Here is a 26,382-nt window from a genome sequence, read left to right on the forward strand (position 1 = left end):
GTGCGATTCTTCCACAGCACGGCTGTGACGCCGCTGCCAGGTAGAATCTTCGCCATGGCACGTTCAGGCAAGGATGATGAGCAGCTCGCGGAGTACGGCGAGAGCGAGTCCGCCCCCAACCCGGTGTGGTTCAAGCCCATCATGCTGGGCCTCATGATCCTCGGCCTGCTGTGGGTGATCGTGTTCTATCTGAGCGGCGGGAACAATGTCGCGTTGCCAATCCCAGGCATCGGCGCATGGAACCTCGTCATCGGGTTCGCGATCGCGTTCGTCGGCTTCCTCATGACGACCCGCTGGCGCTGAAAGGAATTACACCGGTGTGATTCATCCCCATGTGTGGATGAATCTGTGGATAACTCTCGTGGTCAGCCGGGACGCTCACCGGTAGATCAGCAGCGGCACCGCGAGCAGCGTCAGCAGGCCCGCCGCCACCGCGACGAGCAGCCAGATCTGCGTGCGGCGCTGGCGGATCTTGCGCGTCTTGGCGAAGATGAGGCCGACCAGCGCGCCGACGAGACCGCCGCCGATGTGCGCCTGCCAGGCGATGTTCGAGTTCGGCAGGAATGTGATCACGAGGTTCAGTCCCAGGATGATCGCGATCGCGGTGACGTTCGCTCCGAGGTGCCGGCCGATCACGAACATCGCGCCCAGCAGACCCCACACCGCGCCCGACGCGCCGACCACCGGGGTCGTCGGCGCCAACAGCGCGCCCAGCACCGATCCGCCCAGCGCGCTCAGCAGGTACAGACTGAGGAACCGCCACCGGCCGAGCAGGGGCTCAAGGCTGCGGCCCAGCGCCCAGAGCGCGAGCATGTTCAGCGCGACATGCCAGATGCTCGCGTGCACGAGGGTGACGGTCAACAGTCGCCACGGCTGCGCGTACGCGAGCGGGGGATAGTAGAACAACCACGACGTGACGACGTCGCCCATTCCGGGGATCAGCCCGATGAGGAAGAACACGCTCGTCACGACGACCAGCGTGTACGTGACCACCGGCCGGCCGTCGAGGCCCGCGGCGCGACGCCGCGGCATCCGCGTGACCGTCGCCTTGTGGGCCTTCTGCTGCTCGGCCAGGCACTCCGGACAGATCACCCCGACCGGCAGCGGCGTCTGACACTCCGGGCAAATCATGCGCAGGCATCGCTGGCAGAGGACGAAACTCTGCCGCTGCGGATGCCGGTAGCAGAAGTTGTCCGGATTGCTGCGGGGGTCGGAGTCGGTCACGCGTTGTCAGACCGCCACGACGTCGATCGAACGGATGACGACGGGGTCGATCGGGCGGTCACCGGCCGCGGTCGGCACGGCGGCGATCTCGTCCACGACGGCGCGCGAGGCGTCATCGGCGACCTCGCCGAAGATCGTGTGCTTGCCCTGCAGCCACGGCGTCGGGTCGGTCGTGATGAAGAACTGCGAGCCGTTGGTGCCCTCGGCCTTGCCGGTGATGGCATTGCGGCGAAGACCCGCGTTGGCCATCGCGAGGATGTACGGGCTGTTGAAGTTCAGCTCCGGGTGGATCTCATCGTCGAAGTTGTAGCCCGGTCCGCCCACGCCCTGCCCGAGCGGGTCGCCGCCCTGGATCATGAAGTTCGGGATGATGCGGTGGAAGATGACGTCGGTGTAGAGCGGTCCCTCACCGGGCTTGCCCGTCGCGGGGTGCGTCCAGGCCTGCGAGCCGTCGGCGAGGCCGGTGAAGTTCTGCACCGTGCGGGGCGCGTGGTCGCCGAAGAGGTTCACGACGATGTCGCCGTGGTTGGTGTGGATCGTCGCAACAGCGGTGTGGATCGGCATGCTTAGCATTCTCTCACCTGTCAACCCCTCGCGCCATCGGGCCCGTCTGGCAAGATGGGGATATTCGTACCGCCGTGATGACGGACATCAGCCGGAACCCCAGGGAGGGCACCGTGAGCCTCAGCCGTAAGCGCAAGAAGGAACTCCGCAAGCTCCAGGAGCAGGCATCGACGCTGTGGGAGTCGCAGCAGGTGCTGCTCGGCCAGGCCGGGCACGTCGCCCGCGAAGCCGGTCGCCAGCTCGGCCACTACAACCGCGAGCAGGTCGTTCCCACCGTGCAGCACACGTACGAGAAGTACGCCGCCCCGTACGTGAACCAGGGTCTGCAGACCTCCGCACGTGTCTACAACCAGCGCGTCGCGCCCGCCGTCGGGGCTCTCATCGGCTCGGCGCTGTCGGTGTGGGATGCCGCCAACGAGAAGCGCGAGGCTCTCGCCGCCGGCCGCGGGTTCGGCTCGATCGACATCGCGAAGCTGCAGAAGGCGGCCGACAAGTACGGGAAGAATGCCGCGAAGAAGCTCGCCGTGTCCGCGCCCGCCCCGGCGAAGAAGGGGATCGGCGCCGGTGGCGTGATCGCCATCATCCTCGGTGTCGCCGCTGCGGCCGGTGTTCTCTACGCCGCGTGGCAGACGCTCCGCGCCGACGACGAGCTCTGGGTCGCGGACGACCCGCTGCGCGCCCCCGACGCCTGACCCGCCCCGCACCCGCCGCTCCCGGTCGTTGAGCGAGCGAGGAACGAGCGAGACGAAACGCGATGACCACCCCTGACGCCCTCGCGCGCGTGCGCTACGCCGCTGCCGCGCGCGGCCTCGAGATTGAGCTGCGCGAGCGACCCGCGGCATCCTCTCTGCACGAGGCCGCCGCACTGCTGGGTCTCACGCTGGCCGACATCGTCAAGACGCTCGTGGTCAAACGGTCCGACGACAGCTACCTGTTCGCGCTCATCCCGGGGGACCGGGCGATCTCGTGGCCGAAGCTGCGCGCGCTCGTGGGCGTGAACAAGCTGCGCCTGCCCGAGCCGGAGCTTGCGCTCGCGGCGACCGGATACGAGCGGGGCACGATCACCCCGATCGGCAGCGCGCAGGACTGGCCCGTGTACGCGGATGCCTCAATCGCCGGCCGGCGCATCGCGATGGGCGCCGGCGCGCACGGCTACAGCCTGTTCGTCGATGCCGACGACCTGATCGCGGCCTACCAGGCCGTCGTCGCCGACATCTCACAGCCCGCCGCGCCCTGACGGCCCCCACCCCGGTGATCGAGTAGCCGCGAGGAACGAGCGGCGTACCGAGATCAGAGCCCCGCCATCTCCAGCCCGATGTCGACGAGCTGCACGTGCTGCAGGTCGGCGATCTCGGCGACGGGGAACCAGCCCGCGCGGTCGGTGGAGCCGCCCACCTCGTTGCGCAGCCGACCACCGGTGATGCGGGCGCGGTAGAGGATGCGCAGGGTGTGGAGGGGAGCATCGGCGCCGGGCGTGATGCGCTGTCGCGCGGGGATCACGCGGGAGTGGATGCCGAGGAGATCGCCCAGTTCCACGTGAAACCCGGTCTCTTCCAGGACCTCGCGGCGCGCGGCATCGGCGGGATCCTCACCGGGCTCGAGTCCGCCGCCCGGCAGCGTCCACGCGGCGCGGCGCCCCTCGTTCCAATGGGCCAGCAGCACTCGCCCCTCGTCGTCGACGATGACGGCATAGGCCGCGACGCGGAGGTCCATCCCGCCACCCTACCGAGGTCGCTGGTCCGCGGCGGTCAGGCAGGATGGGGGACATGGACGAGAAGCACCGTGCGTCGAGCTGGTCACTGGCAGGTGCCGAGGGCTCACCGCTCACGGTCTCAGAGATCCGCGCGCTCCTGACCGATCGGGCGGCCGCCGGGAGTCTCACCACGGTGCTGCAGTCGGACACCGGCCTGATGCTGCACCTCGTCACGAACCGCCAGCGGGTCATGGTCATGCTCATGGGGGCCGACGGGAGCGCCGGGCATGCGATCGACGACGGCGCGCAGGGGACGAGCGGTGGCTACCTGCTCGAGAACGGACAGGAGGACGAGTACGCGGACCGTGACACACTCGCGCTCCCGGACGCGCTCTCCGTGGTCGAGTGGATCCTCATCCACGGCGCGGCGCCCGAGATCGGCTGGTCGATCGACGTGCCCGGTTGATCCCGCTACCTACTGAGGCCAAGGATCGATGTGATGTGGAGCCTAGGAGATTCGAACTCCTGACATCCTGCTTGCAAAGCAGGCGCTCTACCAACTGAGCTAAGGCCCCGGATGTGGTTGTAGGGGAGGAATTGGTGGGGCTACCAGGACTTGAACCTGGGACCTCTTCATTATCAGTGAAGCGCTCTAACCGCCTGAGCTATAGCCCCGCAACCTCGTAGACTTTACCCGATTCTCGGGCTCAGCCCTAATTGGACGTGAAGCCGACCAGCAGTCCGCCGGTCACCTTCACCATGAGGTTGTAGATCCCCGCGACCACGGCGCCGAGCACCGTGATGACGATGAGGTTGAGGATCGCCACGATCGCGGCGAACGCCATCACCTGCGGCAGGTCGATGTAGGTGCTCAACGTGAAGTTGTCGTCGAACGCCGTGAACAGCTCATCGAGCTTGCCGATCAGGCCCGTCGTCTTGATGACCATGAAGACGAGGAACACCGAGACGATCGTCACGATCGCCAGGGCCACCGCCGCGAGGAAGGACAGCTTGACGGCGGACCAGAAGTCCACGTACACCAGGCGCAGGCGCACCTGCTTGGCGCTGGTCTTGCTCGAGGACTTCTTGGCGAGCTTGTCGGCTACCGTGCTCATGCGTCAGTGTCACTTCCTTCGGGGCTCGCAGTGGAGGGGTCGTCTGCGGCGTCTGCGGCGTCTGCGTTCTCGGCCGGCTCCTGCTCGTGGCGCAGGGCTCGTTCGCCGTTGCGGGCGATCGCGAGGATGCGGTCATCGTCATCGGGACGGGCGAACACGACGCCCATGGTGTCGCGGCCCTTGGCGGGCACCTCGGCCACGGCAGAGCGTACCACCTTGCCGCTGGCAAGAACCACCAAGACCTCGTCGTCCTCCGCGGCGATGAGACCGCCCGCCAGACTGCCCCGATCGTCGTTGAGCTTGGCCACCTTGATGCCCAGGCCCCCGCGTCCCTGCAGCCGGTACTGGTCGACGGCGGTCCGCTTGGCATAGCCGCCTTCGGTCACGACGAACACGTACCCCTCATCCTTCGCGACCGAGGCCGACAGCAGCGTGTCGCCCTCGCGGAAGGACATGCCCTTCACGCCCTCGGTGGAGCGGCCCATCGGACGCAGCGAGTCGTCGGTCGCCGTGAACCGCAGCGACATGCCCTGGCGCGAGATGAGCAGGATGTCGTCGGTGTCGTCGACCAGCAGCGCGCTGACCAGCTCGTCGCCGCCCTCGGCATCCTCCTGCCCGCGCAGACGGATCGCGATGATCCCGCCCTGGCGGTTGGTGTCGTACTCGCTGAGCGCCGTCTTCTTGATCTTGCCGTCGCGGGTCGCGAGCACGAGGTACTGCGCGACCTTGTAGTCGCGGATGTCGAGGATCTGCGCGATCTCCTCGCCCGGCTGCAGTGCGAGCAGGTTCGCGACGTGCTGGCCCTTCGCGTCGCGCCCGGCCTCGGGAACCTCGTACGCCTTGCAGCGGTAGACCCGGCCCTTGGTCGTGAAGAACAGCAGCCAGTGGTGCGTCGTGGTGACGAAGAAGTGCTCGACGACGTCGTCCGCGCGCAGCTGCGCACCCTTCACGCCCTTGCCGCCGCGATGCTGCGACCGGTAGTTGTCGCTGCGGGTGCGCTTGATGTACCCGTCGCGGGTGACGGTGATGACCATCTCCTCTTCAGGGATCAGGTCCTCCATCGACATGTCGCCGTCGAAGCCGTGCAGGATGTGCGTGCGGCGGTCGTCGCCGAACCGCTCGACGATCCCGGTCAGCTCCTCGCTGATGATCGTGCGCTGACGCACCGGCGAGGCGAGGATGTCGGTCAGGTCGGCGATCTTCAGCTCGAGCTCGGTGGCCTCGTCGATGATCTTCTGGCGCTCCAGCGCCGCGAGACGACGCAGCTGCATCGACAGGATGGCGTTCGCCTGGTCGTCGTCGATCTCCAGCAGCGTCTTCAGACCCTCGCGGGCGTCGTCCGCGGTCGGCGAGCGGCGGATGAGCGCGATGACCTCGTCGAGCGCGTCGAGCGCCTTGAGGTAGCCGCGCAGGATGTGCATGCGCTTCTCGGCCTCGTTGAGCCGGTACTGCGTGCGCCGGACGATCACCTCGATCTGGTGGTCGATCCAGTAGGTGATGAACCCGTCGAGCGCGAGCGTGCGCGGCACGCCGTCGACGATCGCCAGCATGTTGGCGCCGAAGTTCTCCTGCAGCTGCGTGTGCTTGTACAGGTTGTTCAGGACGACCTTCGCCACGGCATCCCGCTTCAACACGATCACCAGGCGCTGCCCGGTGCGGTCGCTGGTCTCGTCGCGGATGTCGGCGATGCCGGTGATGCGGCCGTCGCGGGCGAGGTCGCGGATCTTCAGCGCGACGTTGTCGGGGTTGACCTGGTACGGCAGCTCCGTGATGACCAGGCACGTGCGGCCCTGGATCTCCTCCACGTTCACGACGGCGCGCATCGTGATCGAGCCGCGCCCGGTGCGCTGCGCGTCACGGATGCCCTTCGTGCCGAGGATCTGCGCGCCGGTCGGGAAGTCGGGGCCGTGCACCCGACTCATCAGCGCCTCGAGCAGCTCCTCGCGCGGAGCGTCGGGGTTCTCCAGCGCCCACAGCGCGGCCTCGGCGACCTCGCGCAGGTTGTGCGGCGGGATGTTCGTCGCCATGCCGACCGCGATGCCGACCGACCCGTTGACGAGGAGGTTCGGGAACCGGGAGGGCAGGACCGTCGGCTCCTGCGTCTTGCCGTCGTAGTTCGCCTCGAAGTCGACGGTCTCCTCGTCGATGTCGCGGACCATCTCCATGGCCAGCTGCGACATCTTCGTCTCGGTGTACCGCGGGGCGGCCGCGCCCTGGTTGCCCGGCGAGCCGAAGTTGCCCTGGCCCTCCGCGAGCGGATACCGCAGCGACCACGGCTGCACGAGCCGGACGAGGGCGTCGTAGATCGCGCTGTCGCCGTGCGGGTGGTACTGACCCATCACCTCGCCGACGATGCGCGCGCACTTGTTGAAGCTCTTGTCCGGCCGGTACCCGCCGTCGTACATCCCGTAGATCACGCGGCGGTGCACGGGCTTGAGCCCGTCGCGCACGTCGGGCAACGCGCGCCCGACGATGACGCTCATCGCGTAGTCGAGGTAGCTGCGCTGCATCTCGACCTGGAGGTCGACCTGGTCGATGTTGCCGTGGTTGTGGCCCGCGTTGGGGTCGGGGCGTACGTCGTCAGTCATTCGTCATCGTTCCTGAGCTCGTCGAAGGGTCAGATGTCCAGGAAGCGGACGTCTTTGGCGTTGCGCTGGATGAACCCGCGTCGCGACTCGACATCCTCACCCATCAGCACCGAGAAGATCTCGTCCGCCGCGGCGGCGTCGTCGATGGTCACCTGCCGGAGGGTCCGGGTGTTGTGGTCCATCGTGGTCTCCCACAGCTCCTTCGGGTTCATCTCACCGAGACCCTTGTAGCGCTGGATGCCGGATTCCTTGGGGATCCGCTTGCCGTTGGCCAGTCCGTCCGCGAGCAGCGCGTCGCGCTCCTTGTCGCTGAACACGTACTCGTGCTCGGCGTTGGACCACTTGAGCCGGTACAGCGGCGGCATCGCGAGATAGACGAAGCCGGCCTCGATGAGACCGCGCATGTAGCGGAACAGCAGGGTCAGCAGCAGCGTCGTGATGTGCTGCCCGTCCACGTCGGCATCCGCCATGAGGACGATCTTGTGATAGCGCGCCTTCTCGACGTCGAAGTCCTCGCCGATGCCGCAGCCGAACGCGGAGATGATCGCCTGGATCTCGTTGTTGCCGAGGGCACGGTCCAGGCGCGCCTTCTCGACGTTGAGCACCTTGCCGCGCAGCGACAGGATGGCCTGCGTCTCCGGGTCGCGGCCGCGCACGGCCGAACCGCCGGCGGAGTCGCCCTCGACGAGGAAGATCTCGCTGATCGAGGGATCCTTGCTCGTGCAGTCCTTGAGCTTGTCGGGCATGGATGCCGACTCGAACACGCTCTTGCGACGGGCGGTCTCCCGCGCCTTGCGCGCCGCCAGGCGCGCGGTCGCCGCGTCGATCGCCTTCGTGATGATGCGCTTGGCCTGCTGCGGGTTGCGGTCGAGCCAGTCGGTGAGCTGGTCGCCCACGATCTTCTGCACGAACGCCTTGGCTTCGGTGTTGCCGAGCTTCGTCTTGGTCTGCCCCTCGAACTGCGGCTCGGACAGCTTCACCGAGATGACGGCGGTGAGGCCTTCGCGGATGTCCTCGCCGGTGAGGTTGTCGTCCTTCTCCTTCAGGAGGTTGTTCGCGCGGGCGTACTTGTTGATGAGGGTGGTCAGCGCCGCGCGGAAGCCCTCCTCGTGGGTGCCGCCCTCGTGCGTGTTGATCGTGTTGGCGAAGGTGAAGACGTTCTCGGTGTAGCTCGTCGTCCACTGCATCGCGAGCTCGAGCGAGATGTGGCGCTCGGTGTCCTCCGACTCGACCTCGATGATCTCGTCGTTCACGACCTCGGCCTTGCGCACCTTGTTGAGGTACTCGACGTAGTCGACGAGACCGCGCTCGTAGTGGAAGTCGTCGTGCGGCTGCATCTCCACGGCCTGGCCGTCATCGCCGTCGACGACATAGGCGGATGCCGGGCGGTGATCGCTCAGCGTGATCCGCAGGCCCTTGTTGAGGAACGCGGTCTGCTGGAAGCGGGTGCGCAGCGTGTCGTAGTCGAAGTCGACGCTCTCGAAGATCGTGGCGTCGGGCCAGAACGTGATGATCGTCCCGGTCTCCTCCGTCTCCTCGCCCCGCGCGAGCGGCCCCTCCGGCTTGCCCCCGCCGCTGAAGGTCTGCCGCCAGACGTAGCCCTGGCGGCGGATCTCCACCTCGAACCGCGTCGAGAGCGCGTTTACCACCGACGAGCCGACGCCGTGGAGACCACCGGAGACGGCGTATCCGCCGCCGCCGAACTTGCCACCGGCGTGGAGCACGGTGAGGACGACTTCGACGGTGGACTTCGTCGGATCGGACGCGTGGGGGTCGACCGGGATGCCGCGGCCGTTGTCCACGACGCGGATCGCGCCGTCGGCGAGGATCGTGACGGCGATCGTGTCGCAGTATCCGGCGAGCGCCTCATCGACGGAGTTGTCGACGATCTCGTAGACGAGGTGGTGCAGGCCCCGCTCACCCGTGGAGCCGATGTACATGCCCGGCCGCTTGCGCACGGCTTCGAGGCCCTCGAGCACCTGGATGGCGTCGGCCCCGTACTCGTTCTCGACCTTCTGCGGCTGCCCCGCCCTCTCAGACGGCGTGGGCGGAAGTTCCTGAGGAACGCTGTCGGGGGTATCAGACGTCATATGCTCGCGTGCTCCTGGGTCCGACCGCAGGCGCGGTCCTCCAACGATCGAGTCTATCGTTTTTTTCCCCGCCATCGACGCGAGAACGGCCCTGTGGCGCCCGGAAAATCGCCAGGATGCCGCAGGACGTGGCTCAGCCGTAGGTATCGCGAGGACCGCGCCCTGGAACGGCTCTGGGGCCCCATTTCCATGAGGGGACGTCCGGCCCCACGAAACGGACGTTGGTCACCCCGGCATCCGGGAACCGGCGCATCAGCTGCGTGACGATCTCGCCGCGCATGAGCTGGAGGTTCTTGGCCCATGCCGTCGAGTCGCACTGCACCGTCAGCAGTCCGTCGGCGAGGGCCACGGGGTGCGCGTGGCGGGCGGTCTCCTCGCCGGCCACGTCGGTCCACTGCAGCACGAGGTCCTCGCGGGCCAGCTGCGAGTCCCATCCCGACTGCTTGGTGAGGTCGGCGAGCACGTCGCCGACCCCCTTCGGGTCGCGGCCGGGGGCGAACGGCTGCTTGTCCTCGTCGTCGCTGCCGCGCTTGCGGCGTCGGCGCGCGGCGCGCGGCGAGGGCTCCAGTCCGCGCAGGCGCAGGTAGGTGCCGATCGTCTCGGGGACCGCGGGCGTCTCGTCACTCATGCGCCACCTCGATCGTGCCGGCGACGACCCGCACCGTGCGGGCGCGCAGGGCCGGCGGGACGTCCTCCTCGACGGCCGCCGTGACGATGACCTGCTCGAAGCCCTCCACCATGCCGGCCAGACGCGCCCGCCGATCGGTGTCGAGCTCGGCGAACACGTCGTCGAGGATCAGCACCGGGTCTCCCAGCTGCGACTGCGCGCGCAGCAGGTGCGCCGACGCGAGGCGCAGCGAGAGGGCGACCGACCACGATTCACCGTGTGACGCGTATCCCTTGACGGGAAGTCCGCGCACCCGCAGCAGAAGATCGTCGCGGTGCGGACCCACGAGGGTGAGACCGCGCTCGAGCTCCGCGGCGCGCTTGCTCGTCAGCGCGGACCGGAACGCGCCGGCGATGTCCGCCGCCGAAAGCGCGGCGTGGGCGGAGGGCGTGTCGGATGCCGCGGCATCGACACGCTCCTCGTCGTCATCGGGATCGGTGCCGCCGATCGACAGCAGCCACTCCAGCTCGGGGCGGTGGTCCGCGCCGGCGATCGCCGTGTACGCCTCGGCGACGGGACCGGCGAGATCCGCCGCGAGGGCGAGGCGGGCGCGGATGACGTCGGTGCCGAGCTGGATCAGCTTGTCATCCCAGACCTCGAGGGTCGACAGGTTCTCGCCTCGGATGCCGCGGGCCCGCGCCGATTTCAGCAGCGCCGTCCGCTGCTTGAGCACCCGGTCGTAGTCGGCGAGGACGCCCGCCATGCGCGGTGCGCGCTGGATGAGCAGCTGATCGGCGAACCGGCGACGGGCGGAGGGATCGGATCGGACGATCTGCAGATCTTCCGGCGCGAACAGGACCACCTGGGCGTACCGGGGCAGTTCCGCGGTCTTCACCGCGGACCCGTTGACGCGCGCCTTGTTGCTCCCGGAGCGGTTCAGCTGCGCCTCGAGCAGCACCCGCCGCTCGCCGTAAGCCAGCCGCATGCGCACGATCGCGGCATCCTCACCGTCGCGGACCATCGGCGCGTCCTGCGAGACGCGATGCGACCCGAGGGTGGCGAAGTAGCCGATGGCCTCGGCGAGGTTGGTCTTGCCCTGGCCGTTGCGCCCGACGAAGACGTTCGGACCGGGCGCGAGCGTCACGTCGGCTGCCGCGTAATTGCGGAAGTCCACGAGATTCAGCTGTTCCACGATCACCGGTCAAGCCTAGGCCGCGGCACTGACGCGCTGGTCGCCGCCCGTGCGGCGATCAGCGCAGCAGCAGGTTCGGCTGCAGGAGGTACTTGAAGCTCTCGGGACCGCCCGAGGTCTGCGGGGTGATGAGCACCGGGCTGAGCTTGTTCGCGTTGTCGCTCGAGGTGAACGTGATGCGCGCGAACTCGCTCTTGACGGCGCCGAGCGCCTCGAGCAGGTACTGCGGGTTCAGGCCCAGCGTGACCTCTTCGCCCGCGAGCGTCGCGTCGACCGACTCGGTCGCGCGCGCCTGCTCGGTGCCGGAGGCGTCCATCGACACCCCGTCCTCGCCGAACGTGAACCGCAGCGGAGCCGAGCGGTCGAGCACGAGCGAGACGCGGCGGACGGCCTCGGCGAGGTCGGCGGTGTTGACGACGGCGTAGTGGTCGGTCTGCTCGGGGAACAGCCGGCGCACCGGCGGGAAGTTGCCCTTGATGAGCAGCGAGGTGACGGTCTTGTTGCCCGCCGTGAACGCGATGATCTCGCGATCGCCCGATCCGGAGAACGAGATCTGGATGTCGCCGGAGTGCGCGAAGGTCTTCCCCACCTCGGTGAGGGTGCGCGCCGGCACGAGCGCCGTCGTCGATTCCTCACCCGCGACGGTGCCGCCGTCCCAGGCGACGTCGCGGAGCGCGACCCGATAGCGGTCGGTCGCGACGAGGCTGAGCTCGGTTCCGGCGACCTCCAGCTGCACACCGGTGAGCACGGGGGTGACATCGTCGCGGGAGGCGGCGAAGGCGACCTGCGAGATGGCCCTCGCGAACTCCTCGGCCGGGACGAGCCCGGATTCGCCGGAGACCTCGGGGATGGCGGGGTATTCCTGCACCGGCATCGACGCGAGGGTGAACCGCGCCGACCCGCAGGTGAGGACGATGCCGTCGTCGGCGCCGACCTCGATCTGGATGGGAGCGCTCGGGAGACGGCTCGCGATCTCGGACAGCAGCCGGCCGTGGACGAGGATCGTGCCCGGCTCGTCGACGGTCGCTTCGATCGTCGTGCGTGCCGACGCCTCGTAGTCGAACGCGGCGAGCGAGAGTCCGTCCTCCGTCGCCTCGATGAGCACACCGGCCAGGATCGGCTGCGGGTTGCGCTGCGGCAGGAGCTTGACGACGAACGACACGGCCTCGCTGAACACGTCGCGATTCACGTGAAACTTCACTGGCGCTCCCTACTCGGGCTTAGACAAAGGACAAGCCACTTCATGCTAGTGCCCTCCTCCGTCCGGATTGTCGAGCGATCTTCCGCCGGCGACGTCGGCCGGCGTTCGCCTCGCAGAGGTGATCGAACCGGTTTCATCAAAGGAGATCTCTGTCATGGTGTTAACAGCTGTGGAAACTGTGGACAACTCGGTGGATCGCTGTCGAGAGCGGGAAACCACACGCGTGTAAGTTGTGGGCGAACTGCGGATGCCGCGGGGAAAGCGGCAGCCGAGCGCACGCTCGCGAAGCGCCGTCATCCACAGCATCCGTCGATCGGCTCACAGCAGTCCCGTCGCGACATGTAGTTATCCACAGGCTGTCCACACTGTGCAGAACGCGAATAGTGGCGACAGCTGTGAAGGCTGTCAAGATCCGGACGCGGAATATATCGGCGTGTTGCCGTCAGCGGCCGACGCGGCCGAGCTGTGTCGTGATCTCCGACACCTGGTTGTAGATCGAGCGCCGCTCCTTCATGAGCTCGCTGATCTTCTTGTACGCGTACATCACGGTCGTGTGGTCGCGGTTGCCGAAGAGCTGACCGATCTTCGGCAGCGACAGGCTCGTGCGCTCGCGGCAGAGGTACATCGCGATCTGGCGGGCCGTGGCGATCGACTGCGAGCGGCTGGAGCCGTACAGGTCGTCGACGGAGAGCCGGAAGTACTGCGCCGTCGCGGTGATGATGTCCGTCGGGGAGATGACGTTGGCGTCGTCGGTGTCGACGATGTCGCGCAGGACGGTCTGGGCCAGCGAGATGTCGAGGTTCGACCGGTTGAGGCTCGCGAACGCCGAGACCCGGATGAGTGCGCCCTCGAGCTCGCGGATGTTGCTGGAGACCTTCGTCGCGATGTATTCCAGCACGTCGTCCGGGACCAGCAGCCGCTCGGACTGGGCCTTCTTACGGAGGATCGCGATGCGGGTCTCGAGGTCGGGCGCCTGCACGTCCGTGATGAGGCCCCACTCGAATCGGCTGCGCATGCGGTCCTCGAAGCCGGTGAGGTGACGCGGCGGGACGTCGCTGGTGATCACGACCTGCTTGTCGTGGTCGTGCAGCGTGTTGAAGGTGTGGAAGAAGGCCTCCTGCGTCTCGGCCTTCCCCTGCAGGAACTGGATGTCGTCGATGAGGAGGATGTCGACGTCGCGGTAGCGGGCCTGGAAGGCCGAGCCGCGGTTGTTGGCGATGGAGTTGATGAAGTCGTTGGTGAACTCTTCGCTCGAGACGTACCGGACGCGGATGCCGGTGTACAGGCTCAAGGCATAGTCGCCGATCGCGTGGAGGAGGTGGGTCTTGCCCAGTCCCGAGTCGCCGTAGATGAACAGCGGGTTGTACGCCTTCGCCGGCGCCTCGGCCACGGCGACGGCCGCCGCGTGCGCGAACCGGTTGGACTGGCCGATGACGAAGTTGTCGAAGCTGTACTTGGGGTTCAGTCGGGTGTCGCTGCGGCTGTTGCCGTGCGCCGGCAACGACGCCGGCTCGCTGAACTCCTCGGCTGCCGGCCGCGCGATCGGCATCGGCGCGGCGGCGGACTGCACCGGGATGGGCGCGGTCAGGTGCGCGTCGGCGAGTTCTGGATTGACCACGACACGGAACGCGGATGCGGCCGGCTCGGCGTCCACGCGCGCCAGCGCCTCCATGATCGGCGCGCGCAGCCGCTTGTTCAGCTGCGCTGCGGTGAGGTCGTTCGGCACGTCGAGATAGAGGGTGCCGCTCATGACACCCTGGGCGACGGCGAGGTTCAGGAAGCCCTGGAGTTGCGGGGTCACCCGCTCATCGCCGCTGAGTTCGTCCAGCACGGCGGTCCAGACCGGGACATCCGGAACTTCGTGCTGAGACATGTCCCCCCTGGAACCTTCACCTGTGGATAACTACCCGAGTCACGGTATCCAGCGACCCCGTCGAGAGCAAAATCCACTGTAGATCCGGCCCGCGTGTCTTCACCAGACGCTATCCACAGTCGGTGGATAATGTCCCCTCGGCCCTTCCTGAGTGATCGCTGGTTTGAGTTCTTGTGGTTCGCGACGTAGCCTTAGTCGGTTGACTTATGCCCTCGCGGGCAGTCCCCTGTACCCGTGTCCCCGGTCTAGAGCGTTCCGGTGACCGCCGATCCGGAGTGATCCTCATGAGCAAGCGCACGTTCCAGCCCAACAACCGCCGCCGCGCCAAGAAGCACGGCTTCCGCGCCCGCATGCGCACGCGTGCCGGCCGCTCGATCCTGTCGGCGCGCCGCGCCAAGGGTCGTACCGAGCTGTCCGCCTGACCTGACACGGTGCTGGCGCGGGATCATCGCATCACCCGCGGGGCGGAATACAAGGCCGTCGTCCGTGGGGGTAGCCGGTGCGCCGCTGTGCACACGGTGACCTACGTGGTCGCCACATCCGAAGACCGTCCACCGCGGTTCGGATTCATTGTGAGCAAGCAGGTGGGAACCGCTGTGACCCGCAACACCGTCCGCCGCCGGCTCAAGGCCGTGTGCGCCGAGGCGCTGCCGCAGGTCCGCAGCGGTGCGGATGTCGTGATCCGCGCGCTGCCCACGGCCGCATCCGCCGACTTCGCGCAGCTGCGCGCCGAGGTGACGCGGTGCCTGGCTCGGCGGGCCGCGGCGTGACCGCCACCACTCTGCCCTCGTACGCACTCGGAGCGGGCAGCCTCTCGGCATCCACCGCCCTGCGTGCCCTCCCCCTGATCCCGCGCAACGCGGGACTGGCCCTGCTGCACAGCTATCGCGCGACGGTCTCCCATCTCTACGGCGACGTCTGCAAGTACTACCCCTCCTGCTCCGCGTATGCGGTCGGTGCGGTGCAGCAGCACGGGCTCCTCAAGGGCTCGGCGCTGACGGCGGCGCGCCTCGCGCGGTGCCATCCCTGGGCGCGCGGCGGCATCGACGACGTGCCCGCACACAAGAACTTCCGACACGAGTTGACCCGACACGGGTTCGTCGTCCCGCCGCGCGATGGTTCATCGCACGGCGGCACCGCGGCATCCGTGTCGACGAGAAAGGACTGATCCGTGCTGGATCTTCTGTTCGCCGCCGCGACACCGAGCCCGGTCGTCCCGACGCCGACCACCCCCTATCCGGGGACGCAACTGGACTTCTTCCAGATCATCATGTGGCCGTTCAAGTGGATCGTCGAGGCGATCCTGGTGTTCTGGCACTGGCTGTTCACGTCCCTCGGGCTCGAGGCGGATGCCGGCCTGACGTGGGTGCTGTCCATCATCGGCCTCGTGATCGTGGTGCGCTCCGCACTGATCCCGCTGTTCGTGCGCCAGATCAAGAGTCAGCGCAAGATGATGGAAATTGCTCCTGAACTGCGAAAAGTTCAGGAGAAGTACCGCGGCAAGAAGGATCAGCTCTCGCGCGAGGCCATGAGTCGCGAGACCATGGCGCTGTACAAGAAGCACGGCACGACGCCGGTGTCGAGCTGTCTGCCGCTGCTCGTGCAGATGCCGATTCTGCTCGGTATGTTCTACACGCTCAGCGATGTGAAGAAGCACGCCGAGTGGGGCCTGGGCGGCGTGGGTCTGCTGAACAAGGACCTCACGTGGCAGTTCTACGAGGCCAAGCTGTTCGGCGTCGCTCCCCTGCACGTCAACATGATCGAAGCGATCAACGACAACCAGACCGCGACCGTGGTGATCCTGGTGATCCTCGTGATCCTCATGATCGCGTCGCAGTTCATCACGCAGCTGCAGATCATCTCGAAGAACCTCTCCCCCGAGGCCAGGACCGGCCAGGCGTACCAGATGCAGCGCATCATGCTGTACGTCCTCCCGCTCGCGTTCATCTTCTCGGGTGTGTTCTTCCCGCTGGGCGTGGTGCTCTACTGGTTCACCTCCAACATCTGGACGATGGTGCAGCAGTTCCTCGTCATCCGGAACCTTCCCACCCCCGGCTCCGAGGCCGCCAAGGCGCGCGAGGAGCGACTGGCGCGCAAGGGCAAGGCGATCGACGCGCAGGGCAAGATCGTTCCGCTGGAGAAGTACCAGGCTGAGCAGCAGCGTCTGTTCGAGGAGGCGCAGAAGGCCAAGGCCGAGGCGCCCAAGCGGCAGCAGCCGGTGAGCAAGCAGCGCGCGAAGAAGCAGCAGCAGAAGAACAAGCCCCAGTCGGACGCCTGAGCGCACGAGATCACAGCGAGGACCCCATGAGCATCACCCCGGAGCAGGCGTCGACCGAGCACGACGGCGCCGAGCGTGTCACCGCGACCGTCGCACAGCTTGAGCAGGAAGGCGATATCGCCGCGGACTACCTCGAGGGGCTGCTGGACATCGCCGACATCGACGGTGACCTGGCGCTCGATGTGCGCAGCGGACGGGCATACGTCTCCGTCGAGAACGACGATGCCGAGGCGCTGCGCGTGCTGTCGAACCCCGACACGGTCCAGGCGCTGCAGGAGCTCACCCGCATCGCGGTGCAGACGAAGACCGGGCGCTTCTCCCGTCTGATCCTCGATGTCGGCGGTTCTCGTGACGCTCGGCAGCAGCAGCTCGAGAAACTCGTCGACCGTGCGATCGCCCGTCTGGACGAGGGTGCCTCGCAGGCATCCCTCCCGGCGATGTCCAGCTACGAGCGCAAGCTCGTCCACGACATCGTGGCCGCGCGCGGACTGGTTTCTGAGTCCTACGGTGAGGGCGCGGATCGTCACACGGTCATCCGTCGCTCCTGACGCGTCATGAGCGACGTTTCACGTGAAACATCGGGCGAGGTCGAGCCCGAGCCGGCATCCGCTGCCGTTGTGTTCGGTGACCGGTTGGATCTGGCGCGCCGTTTCACCGCCGCGCTGGCGGCGCACGGCGAGGAGCGCGGCCTGATCGGTCCACTCGAACCGCCTCGGTTGTGGAACCGGCACATCCTCAACTCGGCGATCGCCGCTCCCCTGTTCCCGACCGGTGGTCGCGTTGCCGACGTGGGGTCGGGTGCCGGTCTTCCGGGCCTGGTGCTCGCGATTGCTCGTCCGGATGTCGAGTGGGTCCTGATCGAACCGATGGAACGACGCGTGGCGTGGCTGAACGAGCAGCAGCGCGAGTTGGGTCTCGACAATGTCGAGGTGATCCGCGGCCGGGGCGAAGAGTGGAAGCAGGGTCCGGTGCTCGATGCCGTCACCGCCCGCGCCGTGAGCGCGTTGCGCACGCTCATCCCCTTGACCGCACCGTTGCTGCGCTCCGGCGGCGAGCTGATCCTCCTCAAGGGAGCCAACGCCGAGAACGAGATCGCGGCGGCGGAGAAGGCCATCCGCACGTACAAGCTCAACGACGTGCGTGTCGAGATCGTCGGCGAGGGCGTCATCGCAGAGCCCACCCGCGTCCTCCGCGCCACCCGCCGCTAACCTCTCCCCCTGGTGGTTGAGTAGCCGCGAGGAACGAGCCTGCCCCCGGTGGTTGCGTAGCCGCGAGGAACGAGCGGCGTATCGAAACCACCACGACCCTTAACCCCAGTCGCCCCCGAACGCCTTGCGGCTCAACGCCGGAAGGTCACCGTACCGACCGTCGATCAGCGCCGTTCTCTTCGCGCGACCCCAGCCCTGCACCTGCTTCTCGCGAGCGAAGGCGTCGCCGACATTCGAGAACTCCTCGCAGTAGACGAGCTTCAGTGGCCGGCGTCGTTTGGTGTATTCGGCGCCCTCACCTAAATCGTGGAGCCAGAGGCGTTGATCGAGGTTGCGGCAGCTCCCGACGTAGTAGCTGCCGTCGCTGCATTCGAGGATGTACATGTATGGCATGCCCGATGATCCCGCCCGAGGGGTGGCGGTGGGTGATGAGTAGCGCGAACTGGGGAGAACTCGCGGTTGAGTCACGTTGGGGAGAGATTGTTCGGGCGTGATCTCGATACGCCGCTCGTTCCTCGCGGCTACTCGATCACCGAAGCGGCGGGTTGGTGCCTGCCGGAGAGGGTGTTTCCGTTTCACGTGAAACATCGGGGTGGGTTGATCTCGGTACGCCGCTCGTTCCTCGCGGCTACTCGATCACCGAAGCGGCGGGTTGGTGCCTGCCGGAGAGGGTGTTTCCGTTTCACGTGAAACATCGGGGCGGGTTGATCTCGATACGCCGCTCGTTCCTCGCGGCTACTCGATCACCGAAGCGGCGGGTTGGTGCCTGCCGGAGAGGGTGTTTCCGTTTCACGTGAAACATTGGGGCGGGTTGATCTCGATACGCCACTCGTTCCTCGCGGCTACTCGATCACCGGGGGTGGGGAGGCCCTGCCTGCAGAAGGTTCCCGTTTCACGTGAAACGGCGGGGGGTGCGGGCTCGACTACAGTAGAGAGGTCCCGGAATGACAGGAGTTGATGGTGCCGGAATCGGAGAACGCGACCTCTCCCGCACCCTTCTCCATCGACGACAGTCCAATCGCCCGCGAACTCGCGAACCTCACATCGCGCCGCAAGGCGCTGGATGCCGTGGAGATCGAGTTCAGCGGGCAGACCCGCATTCTGACGGTCTCGAACCAGAAGGGCGGCGTCGGCAAGACCACGACGACGGTGAACATCGCCGCGGCGCTGGCTTCGGTGGGCGCACGCGTCCTGGTCATCGACCTCGACCCTCAGGGGAACGCCTCGACGGCCCTCGGTGTTCCGCACACCGCCGACACTCCCAGCGTCTACGACGTGCTCATCGACGAGTTCCCGCTCGCCGACATCGTGCAGACGAGCCCCGAGTCGCCAAACCTCCTCTGCGCCCCCAGCACGATCCACCTCGCCGGCGCCGAGATCGAACTCGTCTCCCAGGTCGCCCGGGAGCATCGCCTGCGGACCGCCCTCGACGACTATCTCGCCCGCCCCGACGTGCAGCTCGACTTCGTCCTCATCGACTGCCCACCGTCGCTCGGCCTGCTGACGATCAACGCGTTCACCGCGGCGGGGGAGCTGCTGATCCCGATCCAGTGCGAGTACTACGCCCTCGAGGGGCTCAGCCAGCTGCTCGGCAGCGTGCGGATGATCCAGAAGCACCTCAATCCCAAACTGCACCTGTCGACGATCCTGCTCACGATGTACGACGGTCGAACCCGACTCGCACAGCAGGTGGCCGAAGAGGTCCGCACGCACTTCCCCGACGAGGTGCTGCGCACGATCATCCCGCGCTCCGTGCGCGTCTCCGAGGCGCCGAGCTTCGGGCAGACCGTCATCGCCTACGACGGTCAGTCCGCCGGCGCGGTCTCGTACCGCGAGGCGGCCGTGGAGCTCGTGCAGCGAGAGCGACTGAAGACATCCGACGAGGGGACATCCTGATGGCGAAGCGAACTGGACTGGGCCGAGGCATCGGCGCGCTCATCCCCACGGCCGAGAGTGCCGAAGCGCGACCGGTGGACGTGTTCTTCCCGGGCGCCGCGCAGTCGGCAGGGCAGGATGCCGCGGCATCCGCCGCCGACGAGACGAGCAGTCCGGTCTCCTCCACCGACGAGAGCACGGAGCAGCTTCTCGCCATCCCGGGCACTCGCCTCATCCAGGTCGACCCGAACGAGATCGTGCCGAACCCGCGCCAGCCGCGGACGAACTTCGACCCCGACGACCTGGCCGAGCTCGTACACAGCGTCCGCGAGTTCGGTGTGCTGCAGCCCGTCGTCGTGCGCACCAACGAGGACGGCAAGTACGAGCTCATCATGGGCGAGCGCCGCACCCGCGCCTCGCGCGAGGCGGGACTGACATCGATCCCCGCGATCGTGCGCGACACTTCGGACGAGAACCTGCTGCGCGACGCGCTGCTCGAGAACCTGCACCGCTCGCAGCTGAACCCCCTGGAAGAGGCCTCCGCCTACCAGCAACTGCTGGAGGACTTCGGCATCACCCAGGAGGAGCTCGCGACCCGCATCGGTCGCTCGCGCCCCCAGATCAGCAACACGATCCGGCTGCTGAAGCTGCCCGTTCCGGTGCAGCAGCGCGTGGCCGCCGGTGTGCTGAGCGCCGGCCACGCCCGGGCCGTGCTGTCGCTCGACGACGCGGAGGCGATGCAGCGGCTCGCCGACAAGATCGTCAACGAAGACCTCTCGGTGCGTGCGGCGGAGGCGGCCGCGAAGAACGTCGCCGCTGCCGGCACCAAGACGGCGGCGCCGAAGGCGGGCGCCCGCCGCGCCCACCTCGACGACGTCGCAGAGCGGCTCGGTGACCGTCTCAACACCAAAGTCCGCATTACATTGGCCGCAAAGAAAGGCCAGATCATCGTCGATTTCGCGACGATCCAAGATCTCAACCGCATCCTCGCGGAGATCGGCGAGACGGAGTTCGGCGCGCGCTGAGCGGTCAATGACCCGGCGCCGCCGGAGCCGCATCCGCCGTCACGCACGTAGGCTGGATGGGTGACTGATCGCCCCTCGCTCCCGCGCCGCGCCAGCCTCGAGCTGCTGCGCGCCGAGGCCGGCGACGAGCTGTCGGTGCTCATCGAGGAGCGTCTGCGTGACGGCGAGGACCCGTGGGATTTCATGGAGGATCTCCCCTCCGTCGACGAGCTCGTGGTCTTGACGCTCCGGGCGGAGAACATCGCCGCCGACGGCGGCAACCGTCCGACGCAGGCGCGCAACTACCGCGTGCTGCGGCAGATCGCCTTCGACTACCCGCCGCTCACCCGGGCGGTGTGGCGACTGCTGGGAAGCGAACCGCACCGCCGCTGGGATGCGACGGTGCGGATCGAAGCGTCGTAGCGCGACGCGGCGCGCGGCTTACGCGAGGTAGGCGGCGAGGTCCTGCTCGAGCGCGAACTTCGGCTTCGCGCCGATGATCGTCTTCTCGACCTGACCCTTGTTGAAGACCTTCATCGCGGGGATCGAGGTGATCTGGTACTGCATCGCGAGGTTGGGGTTCTCGTCGACGTTGAGCTTCAGGACGGTGATCTTGTCGCCGTTCTCGGTCTGGATCTCATCGAGGATGGGTCCGACCATGCGGCACGGACCGCACCACGCGGCCCAGAAGTCGACCAGCACGGGTCCCTCGGCGTCGATGACATCCTGCTGCCAGGTGCCCTCGCTCGTGGCCTTGGCGGTCATGTTCTCTCCTTCGTGTGCGACCCGCTCGATTCGCGGGCCTACCCCATCCAACACGGCGGATGCCGGGAATGTTCCGTCCGGGTCGGCGAGCGGCAGGGCGGGGCTGATGATCCTCGTCAGGCTGTGTCGGTCAGACCGTCGATCTCGGCGGCATCCTGCGCCGGAGTGCCGGCATCGCCCCGCGCGGCGAGGTAGTGCTCGACGTCGAGGGCCGCGACGGTGCCGCTGCCGGCGGCGGTGACCGCCTGGCGGTACGTCGGGTCGATGACGTCGCCGGCGGCGAAGACGCCGGGCACCGAGGTGCGCGACGAGCGCCCGTCGACCCAGACCGTGCCGTGCTCGGTGAGGTCGAGCGATCCGTGGACGAGGTGCGTGCGCGGGTCGTTGCCGATCGCGACGAAAACCCCGGTCACAGGCAGTTCTCGGGTCGATCCGTCGACGGTGTCGCGCAGCAGCAGGCCGTTGACGGCGTCGTCGCCGAGCACGTCGACGACCTCACTGTTCCACACGAACTCGATCTTCTCGTTCGCGAAGGCGCGGTCCTGCATGATCTTCGAGGCGCGCAGCTCGTCGCGACGGTGGATGACGTAGACCTTCGACGCGAACTTCGTGAGGAACGTCGCCTCCTCGATCGCCGAATCGCCGCCGCCGACGACGGCGATCTCCTGCTCGCGGAAGAAGAAGCCGTCGCACGTCGCGCAGTACGAGACCCCGTGTCCGGAGAGCCGCTGCTCGCCGGCGACGCCGAGCTTGCGGGGCGCCGAGCCGGTCGCGAACACGATGGCCTCCGCCTCGTGCGTCACGCCGCTGCCGAGCGTCACCTTCTTGATGTCGCCCGTGAGGTCGAGCGCGGTCGCGTCGTCGTAGAGCACCTCGGTGCCGAACTTCTCGGCCTGCTCCTGCATCTTCGCCATGAGATCGGGACCCATGATGCCCTCGGGGAAGCCGGGGAAGTTCTCGACCTCGGTGGTGTTCATCAGCTCACCGCCGGCTTCGACGGAGCTGGCGATCAGCAGGGGCTCGAGGTTCGCGCGCGCGGCGTAGATCGCCGCCGTGAAACCGGCGGGGCCGGAGCCGATGATGATGAGCTTGCGCACGTGGGTTCCCTTCGTCTGCGGGGCGCCGCGGTGGATCGAGCAACGCCTCAGCGCATTCAACCCATGGTAACCGCGGCGCATTCCGCGACCGGGCGGCGCGGGGGGGTGTCAGCGACGCAGGATGCGGCGCACCGCGCCCGTAGCGATCTTCACCTCGGGAGCGCGCAGCAGCGCCAGCGCGCCGACGTACACGACGAGGGATGTCCCGCCGACGAGCACGGCGCCGAGGAACCCGCCGATGCGGCCGTCCGAGGACCATCCCGAGGCGGCGCCGGTGAGAAGGAACACCCCGAACCCCGCGATGAAGGCCGGCACGGCGGCGACCGCGAACCGGGCGAGCGCGCGCCAGGTCGGCGCGAAGCTGATCGGGCCGGTGTGGCGGCGCAGCAGCCGCAGCGCGACCGGCAGCTGCACGAACATCGACAGCGACTGCGCCAGGGCGACGGATGCCGACAGGAACGCCAGCGGCAGGACCTCCGCCTGTGCGGCGAGGAGGGCCAGGCCCGCCCCGCCAGCCGCGAGCACGCACTGGACCACGCTGAACTGGAACGGGGTGCGTGTGTCGTGGAAGGCGAAGAATGCGCGGCGGATGATCACGAGGATGCCGAACGGGACGAGCGCGACGAGGAACGCGCACACGTTGAGCGCGAGCAGCGACGCGCCGTCGCGCTCGCCCGTGAAGAACACCGACACCGGGACGGATGCCGCCGCCAGCGCCGCGGTGAATCCGAAGGCGAAGACGCTCAACGCCCGGATGGACTCGTCGAGGTTGCCCTGCACGAGGTCGGTGCGTCCCTCCGCGACCTGTTCGGCCAGCTGGGTGAAGTAGGTCGTCGAGATCGACATCGCGACGATCGAGTGGGGGAGCATGAAGATGAGCCACGCCGTGAGGAAGACCGCGAAGCCGCTCTCGGTCGCGAACGAGATGGTCCTCTGCTGCACGAGACCGGCGCCCTGCCCGACGACGACGGTGAGGAAGGTCCAGAACCCCAGCTTGCCGAGATGACGCAGGCCCATGCCGCGCCACGCGAAGTCGGCGCGGACGCTGAGCCCCGTCCGCCGCCAGAAGAAGGCGAGCACGAACGCCTGCAGCGCGATGCCCAGGGTCGCCGTGCCGCCGAGGACGGCGATCTTCGCGGCGTCCCACTGATCGACGTCCTTCAGCGGGCCGCCGAACATCGCGAGGAACACGAGGAACCCGACGATCGACACGAGGTTGTTGACGGTCGGCGCCCAGCTGTAGGGCCCGAACACGCGACGGGCGTTCAGCACCTCGCCGACGAGCGCGTAGAGCCCGTAGAACAGCAGCTGCGGCAAACACCAGTACGCGAGAGCGAGGGTGAGCGCCCGCTGTTGCGGGGTGTACCCGGGCGTGTAGATCCAGATGAGGGCGGGCGCGAGCGCCAGGACGATGACGGTCACGGCGACCATGAGCACCGTGCCGAGCGTGAGGAGCTTGGAGACGTAGCCGCTGCCGCCGTCACGGTGTCGGGTGGCGGCGACGATCTGCGGCACGATGATGCCGGTGATGACGCCGGCCGCGACCAGTTCGTAGATGTTCGTCGGCAGCGCATTGGCGGTCGCGAACGCGTCCGCCACCTCGCTGGTGGTGAGGCCGACGACGGAGATCAGCACCATCGAGCGGACGAGTCCGGTGAGCCGGGACACGAGGGTGCCCGCCCCGATGATGGCGCTCGCGCGGGCGTGGCTAGCCATCGGCATCCGTCCCCTCTGGATCCTGCGTCCGCTCGGGCTCCTGCGTCCGCTCTGCCGCGGCGCGACGCCGGAGGCGCAGCACGGTGCGCACGACGCCGGCGACGAGCATCGCCGCGACGAGCGTCACCATGACGACGATCCCGACCGACTCCCACTCAGCGCGGACGGCGACGGCGACGGGCACCGACGGACCGATCGCGATCATCGTGGGACTGCGCAGCTGCAGCGTGAGCGTGGACTCGCCGCTGCCGACCCGCGCCTCGACCGGCACCTTCACGCGCGTATTCTGCGCGGCGCCGGCCTCGATGGGCGTCGAGTTCTGCACGCGCAGTCGCGGGTCGCCCGGCGTCGTGATGAGCACGAGCGACACCGGCCAGGCCAGGTCGTTGCGCACCGTGAACGTCAGCGGTGCGGCGGTCGCGAGCAGCGTGATGTCGCTGACCGGCACGATGCCCACGGCGTCGAGTGTCGTCGCCGTCGCGGCCTGGTGCTGCGTCACGGCGTCGGCGAACGCGACCGGCGCCTCGCGCCACGCGTTGCCGAGCAGCTGCAGGACGGTGGCGCGCTCCGGTGCCGTCAGCACGGTGGGATCGGCGAGGATCGTCGCGAACGAGGCCAGGTCGCCCTCGCCCTGCAGGAAGTCGGTCAGCGCGGCGACGCGATCGGCGTCGGGCTCGGCGTCCGCCGCGAGCGTGACGGCGGCGGGGGTGCCCGACACGAGCGTGTCGAGGTCGACCGCGGTGCGCCCGGCGAGGGAGGATGCCGCCGTCAGCGCGGTGCGGAGGGCCTCGCCCGTGCGCGTCGCGGCGCGATCGACGGTGACGAGGAGCGGTGCGGTGCGGTCCGTTCCGGACGTGGCGAGGTGGGCATAGGCCGATGCCGCGGCCAGTGCCGCCGCCTGCGTCACCGACCCCGGCGCCGCCGAGGCCTCGTGCAGGGCCGCGGAGATCTCCGCGTCGTACACCAGCACGCCCGCGCCGTCGCTCTGCGCCCACGCCGCGGTGGCGCTGCCGGCGCCCGCGGCGCCGGAGACCTCGTCGGAGGGGACCAGGGTGACGGCGGCGACCTCATCGACGCCGCGATCGCGCAGCGCCGCGACCACGCCGGAGCCGGCAGTGCCGGTGGCCGGCCAGTACACCGCGGAGCGGGCCTCGCCGATGTCGAGCAGCGCGGCCAGCGTCGGCAGGGTCCCGGGCTCGGGCGCCGGGGTGGGCGTCGACGCCGGCGGTGTGGCCGGGGTGGGCGTGGCCGGCGCGGCGAAATCGTCCGCCGACATGTACGGCGCGAGCGTGGACACCGTCAGCGGCGCGCCGACGCCGGCCGCGATCTGGGTGGCGAGGTCGGCGTCGCCGAACTGCAGCGCGAACCGCGAGTTCGGCAGCGCGAGCAGGTCGGCGAGCCACTGCTGTGCGGTGGCGGGCGCCGAGCTGCCGAGCACGCGGATGGCGGCGGGGATCGCGGGATCGACCGCGAGGATCGCCGCGGTCCCGGTGACCGCATCCAGCTGGTCCCGCAGCGCACCGCCGGGTGCCGTCAGCTCGGCGAGCTGTTCGGCGGTGAGCAATCCCGCCGTCAGGGCGGGGGCGGTGATGGGGACGATGACGCCGATCGGACCGGAGGGGTCCGCGGCGGCATCCGGCACCACGATGACGCCGGCCGCGACGGCGGGATCCGATCCGGTGGCGTACGTCGCGGCGAGCGGGTACACGCCCGGAGCCAGTTCGGTCAGGCCGGCGGCGGCGGGGTCCACCGTCACGGTCAGGGTCCGGCTCGCGTGCGCGGCGATGCCGGGGACGGCCTCGCGCGCGATCTCGACATCCGCCGCCGGGGCGCCCAGGGCACCCTCACTCGACGGATCGGCGAGCCAGCTCTTCACGGCCGCGTCGGTGGTCAGCGCGGTGCGGGACACCGCGACGACGACGTCCGCCGCCGTGGCGGCCGAATCCGCGGAGTTCGTGACGGTCACCGTCACCGTCAGCGGCTCGGCCGTGACGACGCCGTTCCCGCCTGCCGCGACGGCGATCTGCAGCGCGTCGGAGGGTGCCTCCGTCGCCGCCGGGACGACGGCCGCCGCCGGGACGGCCGCCGGCACCGCCGCGAACACCAGCGCCGCCGCGGCGACGAGCGCGGCGAGGCCCGCCCGCAGACGCGGGAGCGGTCGACGCACCGCGCGGCGACGGGGGCCTCGCGACCCACGGGGCGCGGCGGCAGGCGAGATCAAGGTCATGACGGGAATCGGCTCCTGTGCGATCCCTGACCGCACGATCAGGTGCGATTCTAGGGTGAGCGCCC

The 26,382-nt window shown here is 68.4% G+C and carries 28 protein-coding genes and 2 tRNA genes; 13 read left to right on the top strand and 17 right to left on the bottom strand.

Features of this window, described 5'->3' with window-relative positions:
* Positions 1 to 54: 54 nt before the first annotated feature.
* Positions 55 to 303: a cell division protein CrgA gene (locus JOD60_RS02120; RefSeq protein WP_076691998.1), complete on the top strand. Its 249-nt coding sequence runs from the start codon at positions 55 to 57 to the stop codon at positions 301 to 303.
* A 75-nt stretch (positions 304 to 378) separates the two neighbouring features.
* Here JOD60_RS02120 and JOD60_RS02125 read toward each other — a convergent pair whose 3' ends face one another.
* Together JOD60_RS02125 and JOD60_RS02130 are read right to left on the bottom strand one after the other, a co-directional pair.
* A complete protein-coding gene (locus JOD60_RS02125; RefSeq protein WP_076691999.1) occupies positions 379 to 1,224 on the bottom strand; it encodes a rhomboid family intramembrane serine protease in 846 nt (281 codons plus the stop codon).
* A 6-nt stretch (positions 1,225 to 1,230) separates the two neighbouring features.
* A complete protein-coding gene (locus tag JOD60_RS02130; protein WP_076692000.1) occupies positions 1,231 to 1,788 on the bottom strand; it encodes a peptidylprolyl isomerase in 558 nt (185 codons plus the stop codon).
* 113 nt (positions 1,789 to 1,901) lie between these two features.
* Here JOD60_RS02130 and JOD60_RS02135 point away from each other — a divergent pair, with 113 nt between their 5' ends.
* Positions 1,902 to 2,480 (top strand): DNA helicase, encoded by a 579-nt coding sequence (locus JOD60_RS02135; protein ID WP_076692325.1) that lies wholly within the window; start codon positions 1,902 to 1,904, stop codon positions 2,478 to 2,480.
* Positions 2,481 to 2,542: 62 nt separating this feature from the next.
* Positions 2,543 to 3,025: an aminoacyl-tRNA deacylase gene (locus JOD60_RS02140; protein WP_076692001.1), complete on the top strand. Its 483-nt coding sequence runs from the start codon at positions 2,543 to 2,545 to the stop codon at positions 3,023 to 3,025.
* A 53-nt stretch (positions 3,026 to 3,078) separates the two neighbouring features.
* Here the strand turns inward: JOD60_RS02140 and JOD60_RS02145 are convergent, their stop codons facing one another.
* Positions 3,079 to 3,501: an NUDIX hydrolase gene (locus JOD60_RS02145; RefSeq protein ID WP_076692002.1), complete on the bottom strand. Its 423-nt coding sequence runs from the start codon at positions 3,499 to 3,501 to the stop codon at positions 3,079 to 3,081.
* 53 nt (positions 3,502 to 3,554) lie between these two features.
* On the opposite strand from JOD60_RS02145, the gene JOD60_RS02150 reads away from it, so the two are divergent.
* Positions 3,555 to 3,947 (top strand): hypothetical protein, encoded by a 393-nt coding sequence (locus JOD60_RS02150; RefSeq protein WP_076692003.1) that lies wholly within the window; start codon positions 3,555 to 3,557, stop codon positions 3,945 to 3,947.
* Between the two features lie 36 nt (positions 3,948 to 3,983).
* On the opposite strand, the gene JOD60_RS02155 is transcribed toward JOD60_RS02150, so the two are convergent.
* The 9 genes from JOD60_RS02155 to dnaA form a co-directional block, all read right to left on the bottom strand.
* A tRNA-Ala gene (locus tag JOD60_RS02155) sits at positions 3,984 to 4,056 on the bottom strand.
* A gap of 23 nt (positions 4,057 to 4,079) precedes the next feature.
* Positions 4,080 to 4,156 (bottom strand) — tRNA-Ile (locus tag JOD60_RS02160).
* 38 nt (positions 4,157 to 4,194) lie between these two features.
* Positions 4,195 to 4,596, bottom strand: a complete 402-nt coding sequence (locus JOD60_RS02165) for a DUF3566 domain-containing protein (RefSeq protein ID WP_076692004.1) — start codon at positions 4,594 to 4,596, stop codon at positions 4,195 to 4,197.
* Positions 4,593 to 7,184: a DNA gyrase subunit A gene (gene gyrA, locus JOD60_RS02170; protein WP_076692005.1), complete on the bottom strand. Its 2,592-nt coding sequence runs from the start codon at positions 7,182 to 7,184 to the stop codon at positions 4,593 to 4,595. The genes JOD60_RS02165 and gyrA overlap by 4 nt, the downstream gene beginning before the upstream one ends.
* 29 nt (positions 7,185 to 7,213) lie before the next feature.
* Positions 7,214 to 9,274, bottom strand: coding sequence for a DNA topoisomerase (ATP-hydrolyzing) subunit B (gene gyrB, locus JOD60_RS02175; RefSeq protein ID WP_076692006.1), 2,061 nt, complete (start codon positions 9,272 to 9,274; stop codon positions 7,214 to 7,216).
* A 133-nt stretch (positions 9,275 to 9,407) separates the two neighbouring features.
* The gene (locus JOD60_RS02180) at positions 9,408 to 9,902 is read right to left on the bottom strand and encodes a DciA family protein (protein ID WP_076692007.1); all 495 of its coding nucleotides are present in this window, start codon (positions 9,900 to 9,902) and stop codon (positions 9,408 to 9,410) included.
* Positions 9,895 to 11,079: a DNA replication/repair protein RecF gene (gene recF, locus JOD60_RS02185; protein WP_076692008.1), complete on the bottom strand. Its 1,185-nt coding sequence runs from the start codon at positions 11,077 to 11,079 to the stop codon at positions 9,895 to 9,897. Before recF ends, JOD60_RS02180 begins: the two co-directional genes overlap by 8 nt.
* A gap of 52 nt (positions 11,080 to 11,131) precedes the next feature.
* The gene (dnaN, locus tag JOD60_RS02190; protein WP_076692009.1) at positions 11,132 to 12,274 is read right to left on the bottom strand and encodes a DNA polymerase III subunit beta; all 1,143 of its coding nucleotides are present in this window, start codon (positions 12,272 to 12,274) and stop codon (positions 11,132 to 11,134) included.
* Positions 12,275 to 12,716: 442 nt separating this feature from the next.
* On the bottom strand, positions 12,717 to 14,147 hold the full coding sequence (gene dnaA / locus JOD60_RS02195; RefSeq protein WP_076688239.1) for a chromosomal replication initiator protein DnaA: 1,431 nt from the start codon (positions 14,145 to 14,147) through the stop codon (positions 12,717 to 12,719).
* A 284-nt stretch (positions 14,148 to 14,431) separates the two neighbouring features.
* On the opposite strand from dnaA, the gene rpmH reads away from it, so the two are divergent.
* Genes rpmH through rsmG form a run of 6 tightly spaced genes read left to right on the top strand, consistent with a single transcriptional unit; the run spans position 14,432 to position 17,633 of the window.
* Positions 14,432 to 14,569 carry a 50S ribosomal protein L34 gene (rpmH, locus tag JOD60_RS02200; protein ID WP_005054680.1) on the top strand — a complete coding sequence of 46 codons (138 nt, stop codon included), beginning with the start codon at positions 14,432 to 14,434 and terminating at the stop codon, positions 14,567 to 14,569.
* 9 nt (positions 14,570 to 14,578) lie between these two features.
* Entirely contained in the window at positions 14,579 to 14,917 is a 339-nt protein-coding gene (gene rnpA / locus JOD60_RS02205; protein WP_076688240.1) for a ribonuclease P protein component, read from the top strand.
* On the top strand, positions 14,914 to 15,315 hold the full coding sequence (gene yidD, locus JOD60_RS02210) for a membrane protein insertion efficiency factor YidD (protein ID WP_232321666.1): 402 nt from the start codon (positions 14,914 to 14,916) through the stop codon (positions 15,313 to 15,315). Before rnpA ends, yidD begins: the two co-directional genes overlap by 4 nt.
* A gap of 3 nt (positions 15,316 to 15,318) precedes the next feature.
* The gene (yidC, locus tag JOD60_RS02215; RefSeq protein ID WP_084201850.1) at positions 15,319 to 16,425 is read left to right on the top strand and encodes a membrane protein insertase YidC; all 1,107 of its coding nucleotides are present in this window, start codon (positions 15,319 to 15,321) and stop codon (positions 16,423 to 16,425) included.
* Between the two features lie 26 nt (positions 16,426 to 16,451).
* Complete coding sequence (locus JOD60_RS02220) at positions 16,452 to 16,973, top strand: Jag family protein (protein WP_076688242.1); 522 nt, start codon at positions 16,452 to 16,454, stop codon at positions 16,971 to 16,973.
* 6 nt (positions 16,974 to 16,979) lie between these two features.
* On the top strand, positions 16,980 to 17,633 hold the full coding sequence (gene rsmG, locus JOD60_RS02225) for a 16S rRNA (guanine(527)-N(7))-methyltransferase RsmG (RefSeq protein WP_076688243.1): 654 nt from the start codon (positions 16,980 to 16,982) through the stop codon (positions 17,631 to 17,633).
* 99 nt (positions 17,634 to 17,732) lie between these two features.
* On the opposite strand, the gene JOD60_RS02230 is transcribed toward rsmG, so the two are convergent.
* Entirely contained in the window at positions 17,733 to 18,026 is a 294-nt protein-coding gene (locus JOD60_RS02230) for a GIY-YIG nuclease family protein (RefSeq protein ID WP_076688244.1), read from the bottom strand.
* Between the two features lie 567 nt (positions 18,027 to 18,593).
* Between JOD60_RS02230 and JOD60_RS02235 the strand changes: the two genes are divergently transcribed.
* The 3 genes from JOD60_RS02235 to JOD60_RS02245 are packed head-to-tail and all read left to right on the top strand — an operon-like array spanning position 18,594 to position 20,935.
* Positions 18,594 to 19,529 carry a ParA family protein gene (locus JOD60_RS02235; RefSeq protein ID WP_076692011.1) on the top strand — a complete coding sequence of 312 codons (936 nt, stop codon included), beginning with the start codon at positions 18,594 to 18,596 and terminating at the stop codon, positions 19,527 to 19,529.
* Positions 19,529 to 20,533 (top strand): ParB/RepB/Spo0J family partition protein, encoded by a 1,005-nt coding sequence (locus JOD60_RS02240; RefSeq protein ID WP_076688245.1) that lies wholly within the window; start codon positions 19,529 to 19,531, stop codon positions 20,531 to 20,533. Before JOD60_RS02235 ends, JOD60_RS02240 begins: the two co-directional genes overlap by 1 nt.
* A gap of 60 nt (positions 20,534 to 20,593) precedes the next feature.
* On the top strand, positions 20,594 to 20,935 hold the full coding sequence (locus tag JOD60_RS02245; RefSeq protein WP_076688246.1) for a tryptophan synthase subunit alpha: 342 nt from the start codon (positions 20,594 to 20,596) through the stop codon (positions 20,933 to 20,935).
* An 18-nt stretch (positions 20,936 to 20,953) separates the two neighbouring features.
* Here JOD60_RS02245 and trxA read toward each other — a convergent pair whose 3' ends face one another.
* The 4 genes from trxA to JOD60_RS02265 form a co-directional block, all read right to left on the bottom strand.
* Entirely contained in the window at positions 20,954 to 21,277 is a 324-nt protein-coding gene (gene trxA / locus JOD60_RS02250) for a thioredoxin (RefSeq protein WP_076688247.1), read from the bottom strand.
* 116 nt (positions 21,278 to 21,393) lie between these two features.
* On the bottom strand, positions 21,394 to 22,374 hold the full coding sequence (gene trxB, locus JOD60_RS02255; protein WP_076688248.1) for a thioredoxin-disulfide reductase: 981 nt from the start codon (positions 22,372 to 22,374) through the stop codon (positions 21,394 to 21,396).
* 108 nt (positions 22,375 to 22,482) lie between these two features.
* Positions 22,483 to 24,090, bottom strand: coding sequence for a murein biosynthesis integral membrane protein MurJ (murJ, locus tag JOD60_RS02260; protein ID WP_076692012.1), 1,608 nt, complete (start codon positions 24,088 to 24,090; stop codon positions 22,483 to 22,485).
* A complete protein-coding gene (locus tag JOD60_RS02265) occupies positions 24,083 to 26,317 on the bottom strand; it encodes a DUF6049 family protein (protein ID WP_198159098.1) in 2,235 nt (744 codons plus the stop codon). Before JOD60_RS02265 ends, murJ begins: the two co-directional genes overlap by 8 nt.
* Positions 26,318 to 26,382 lie beyond the last annotated feature (65 nt).

The organism is Microbacterium aurum (assembly GCF_016907815.1).
Lineage (GTDB): Bacteria > Actinomycetota > Actinomycetes > Actinomycetales > Microbacteriaceae > Microbacterium > Microbacterium aurum.

Bases quoted from the DNA above. Each gene is read 5' to 3' on its own strand.
- JOD60_RS02120 (WP_076691998.1), top strand. From the start codon at position 55: ATGGCACGTTCAGGCAAGGATGATGAGCAGCTCGCGGAGTACGGCGAG.
- JOD60_RS02130 (WP_076692000.1), bottom strand. From the start codon at position 1,788: ATGCCGATCCACACCGCTGTTGCGACGATCCACACCAACCACGGCGAC.
- JOD60_RS02140 (WP_076692001.1), top strand. From the start codon at position 2,543: ATGACCACCCCTGACGCCCTCGCGCGCGTGCGCTACGCCGCTGCCGCG.
- JOD60_RS02145 (WP_076692002.1), bottom strand. From the start codon at position 3,501: ATGGACCTCCGCGTCGCGGCCTATGCCGTCATCGTCGACGACGAGGGG.
- JOD60_RS02150 (WP_076692003.1), top strand. From the start codon at position 3,555: ATGGACGAGAAGCACCGTGCGTCGAGCTGGTCACTGGCAGGTGCCGAG.
- JOD60_RS02165 (WP_076692004.1), bottom strand. From the start codon at position 4,596: ATGAGCACGGTAGCCGACAAGCTCGCCAAGAAGTCCTCGAGCAAGACC.
- gyrA (WP_076692005.1), bottom strand. From the start codon at position 7,184: ATGACTGACGACGTACGCCCCGACCCCAACGCGGGCCACAACCACGGC.
- gyrB (WP_076692006.1), bottom strand. From the start codon at position 9,274: ATGACGTCTGATACCCCCGACAGCGTTCCTCAGGAACTTCCGCCCACG.
- JOD60_RS02180 (WP_076692007.1), bottom strand. From the start codon at position 9,902: ATGAGTGACGAGACGCCCGCGGTCCCCGAGACGATCGGCACCTACCTG.
- dnaA (WP_076688239.1), bottom strand. From the start codon at position 14,147: ATGTCTCAGCACGAAGTTCCGGATGTCCCGGTCTGGACCGCCGTGCTG.
- rpmH (WP_005054680.1), top strand. From the start codon at position 14,432: ATGAGCAAGCGCACGTTCCAGCCCAACAACCGCCGCCGCGCCAAGAAG.
- JOD60_RS02220 (WP_076688242.1), top strand. From the start codon at position 16,452: ATGAGCATCACCCCGGAGCAGGCGTCGACCGAGCACGACGGCGCCGAG.
- rsmG (WP_076688243.1), top strand. From the start codon at position 16,980: ATGAGCGACGTTTCACGTGAAACATCGGGCGAGGTCGAGCCCGAGCCG.
- JOD60_RS02230 (WP_076688244.1), bottom strand. From the start codon at position 18,026: ATGCCATACATGTACATCCTCGAATGCAGCGACGGCAGCTACTACGTC.
- JOD60_RS02240 (WP_076688245.1), top strand. From the start codon at position 19,529: ATGGCGAAGCGAACTGGACTGGGCCGAGGCATCGGCGCGCTCATCCCC.
- trxA (WP_076688247.1), bottom strand. From the start codon at position 21,277: ATGACCGCCAAGGCCACGAGCGAGGGCACCTGGCAGCAGGATGTCATC.
- murJ (WP_076692012.1), bottom strand. From the start codon at position 24,090: ATGGCTAGCCACGCCCGCGCGAGCGCCATCATCGGGGCGGGCACCCTC.
- JOD60_RS02265 (WP_198159098.1), bottom strand. From the start codon at position 26,317: ATGACCTTGATCTCGCCTGCCGCCGCGCCCCGTGGGTCGCGAGGCCCC.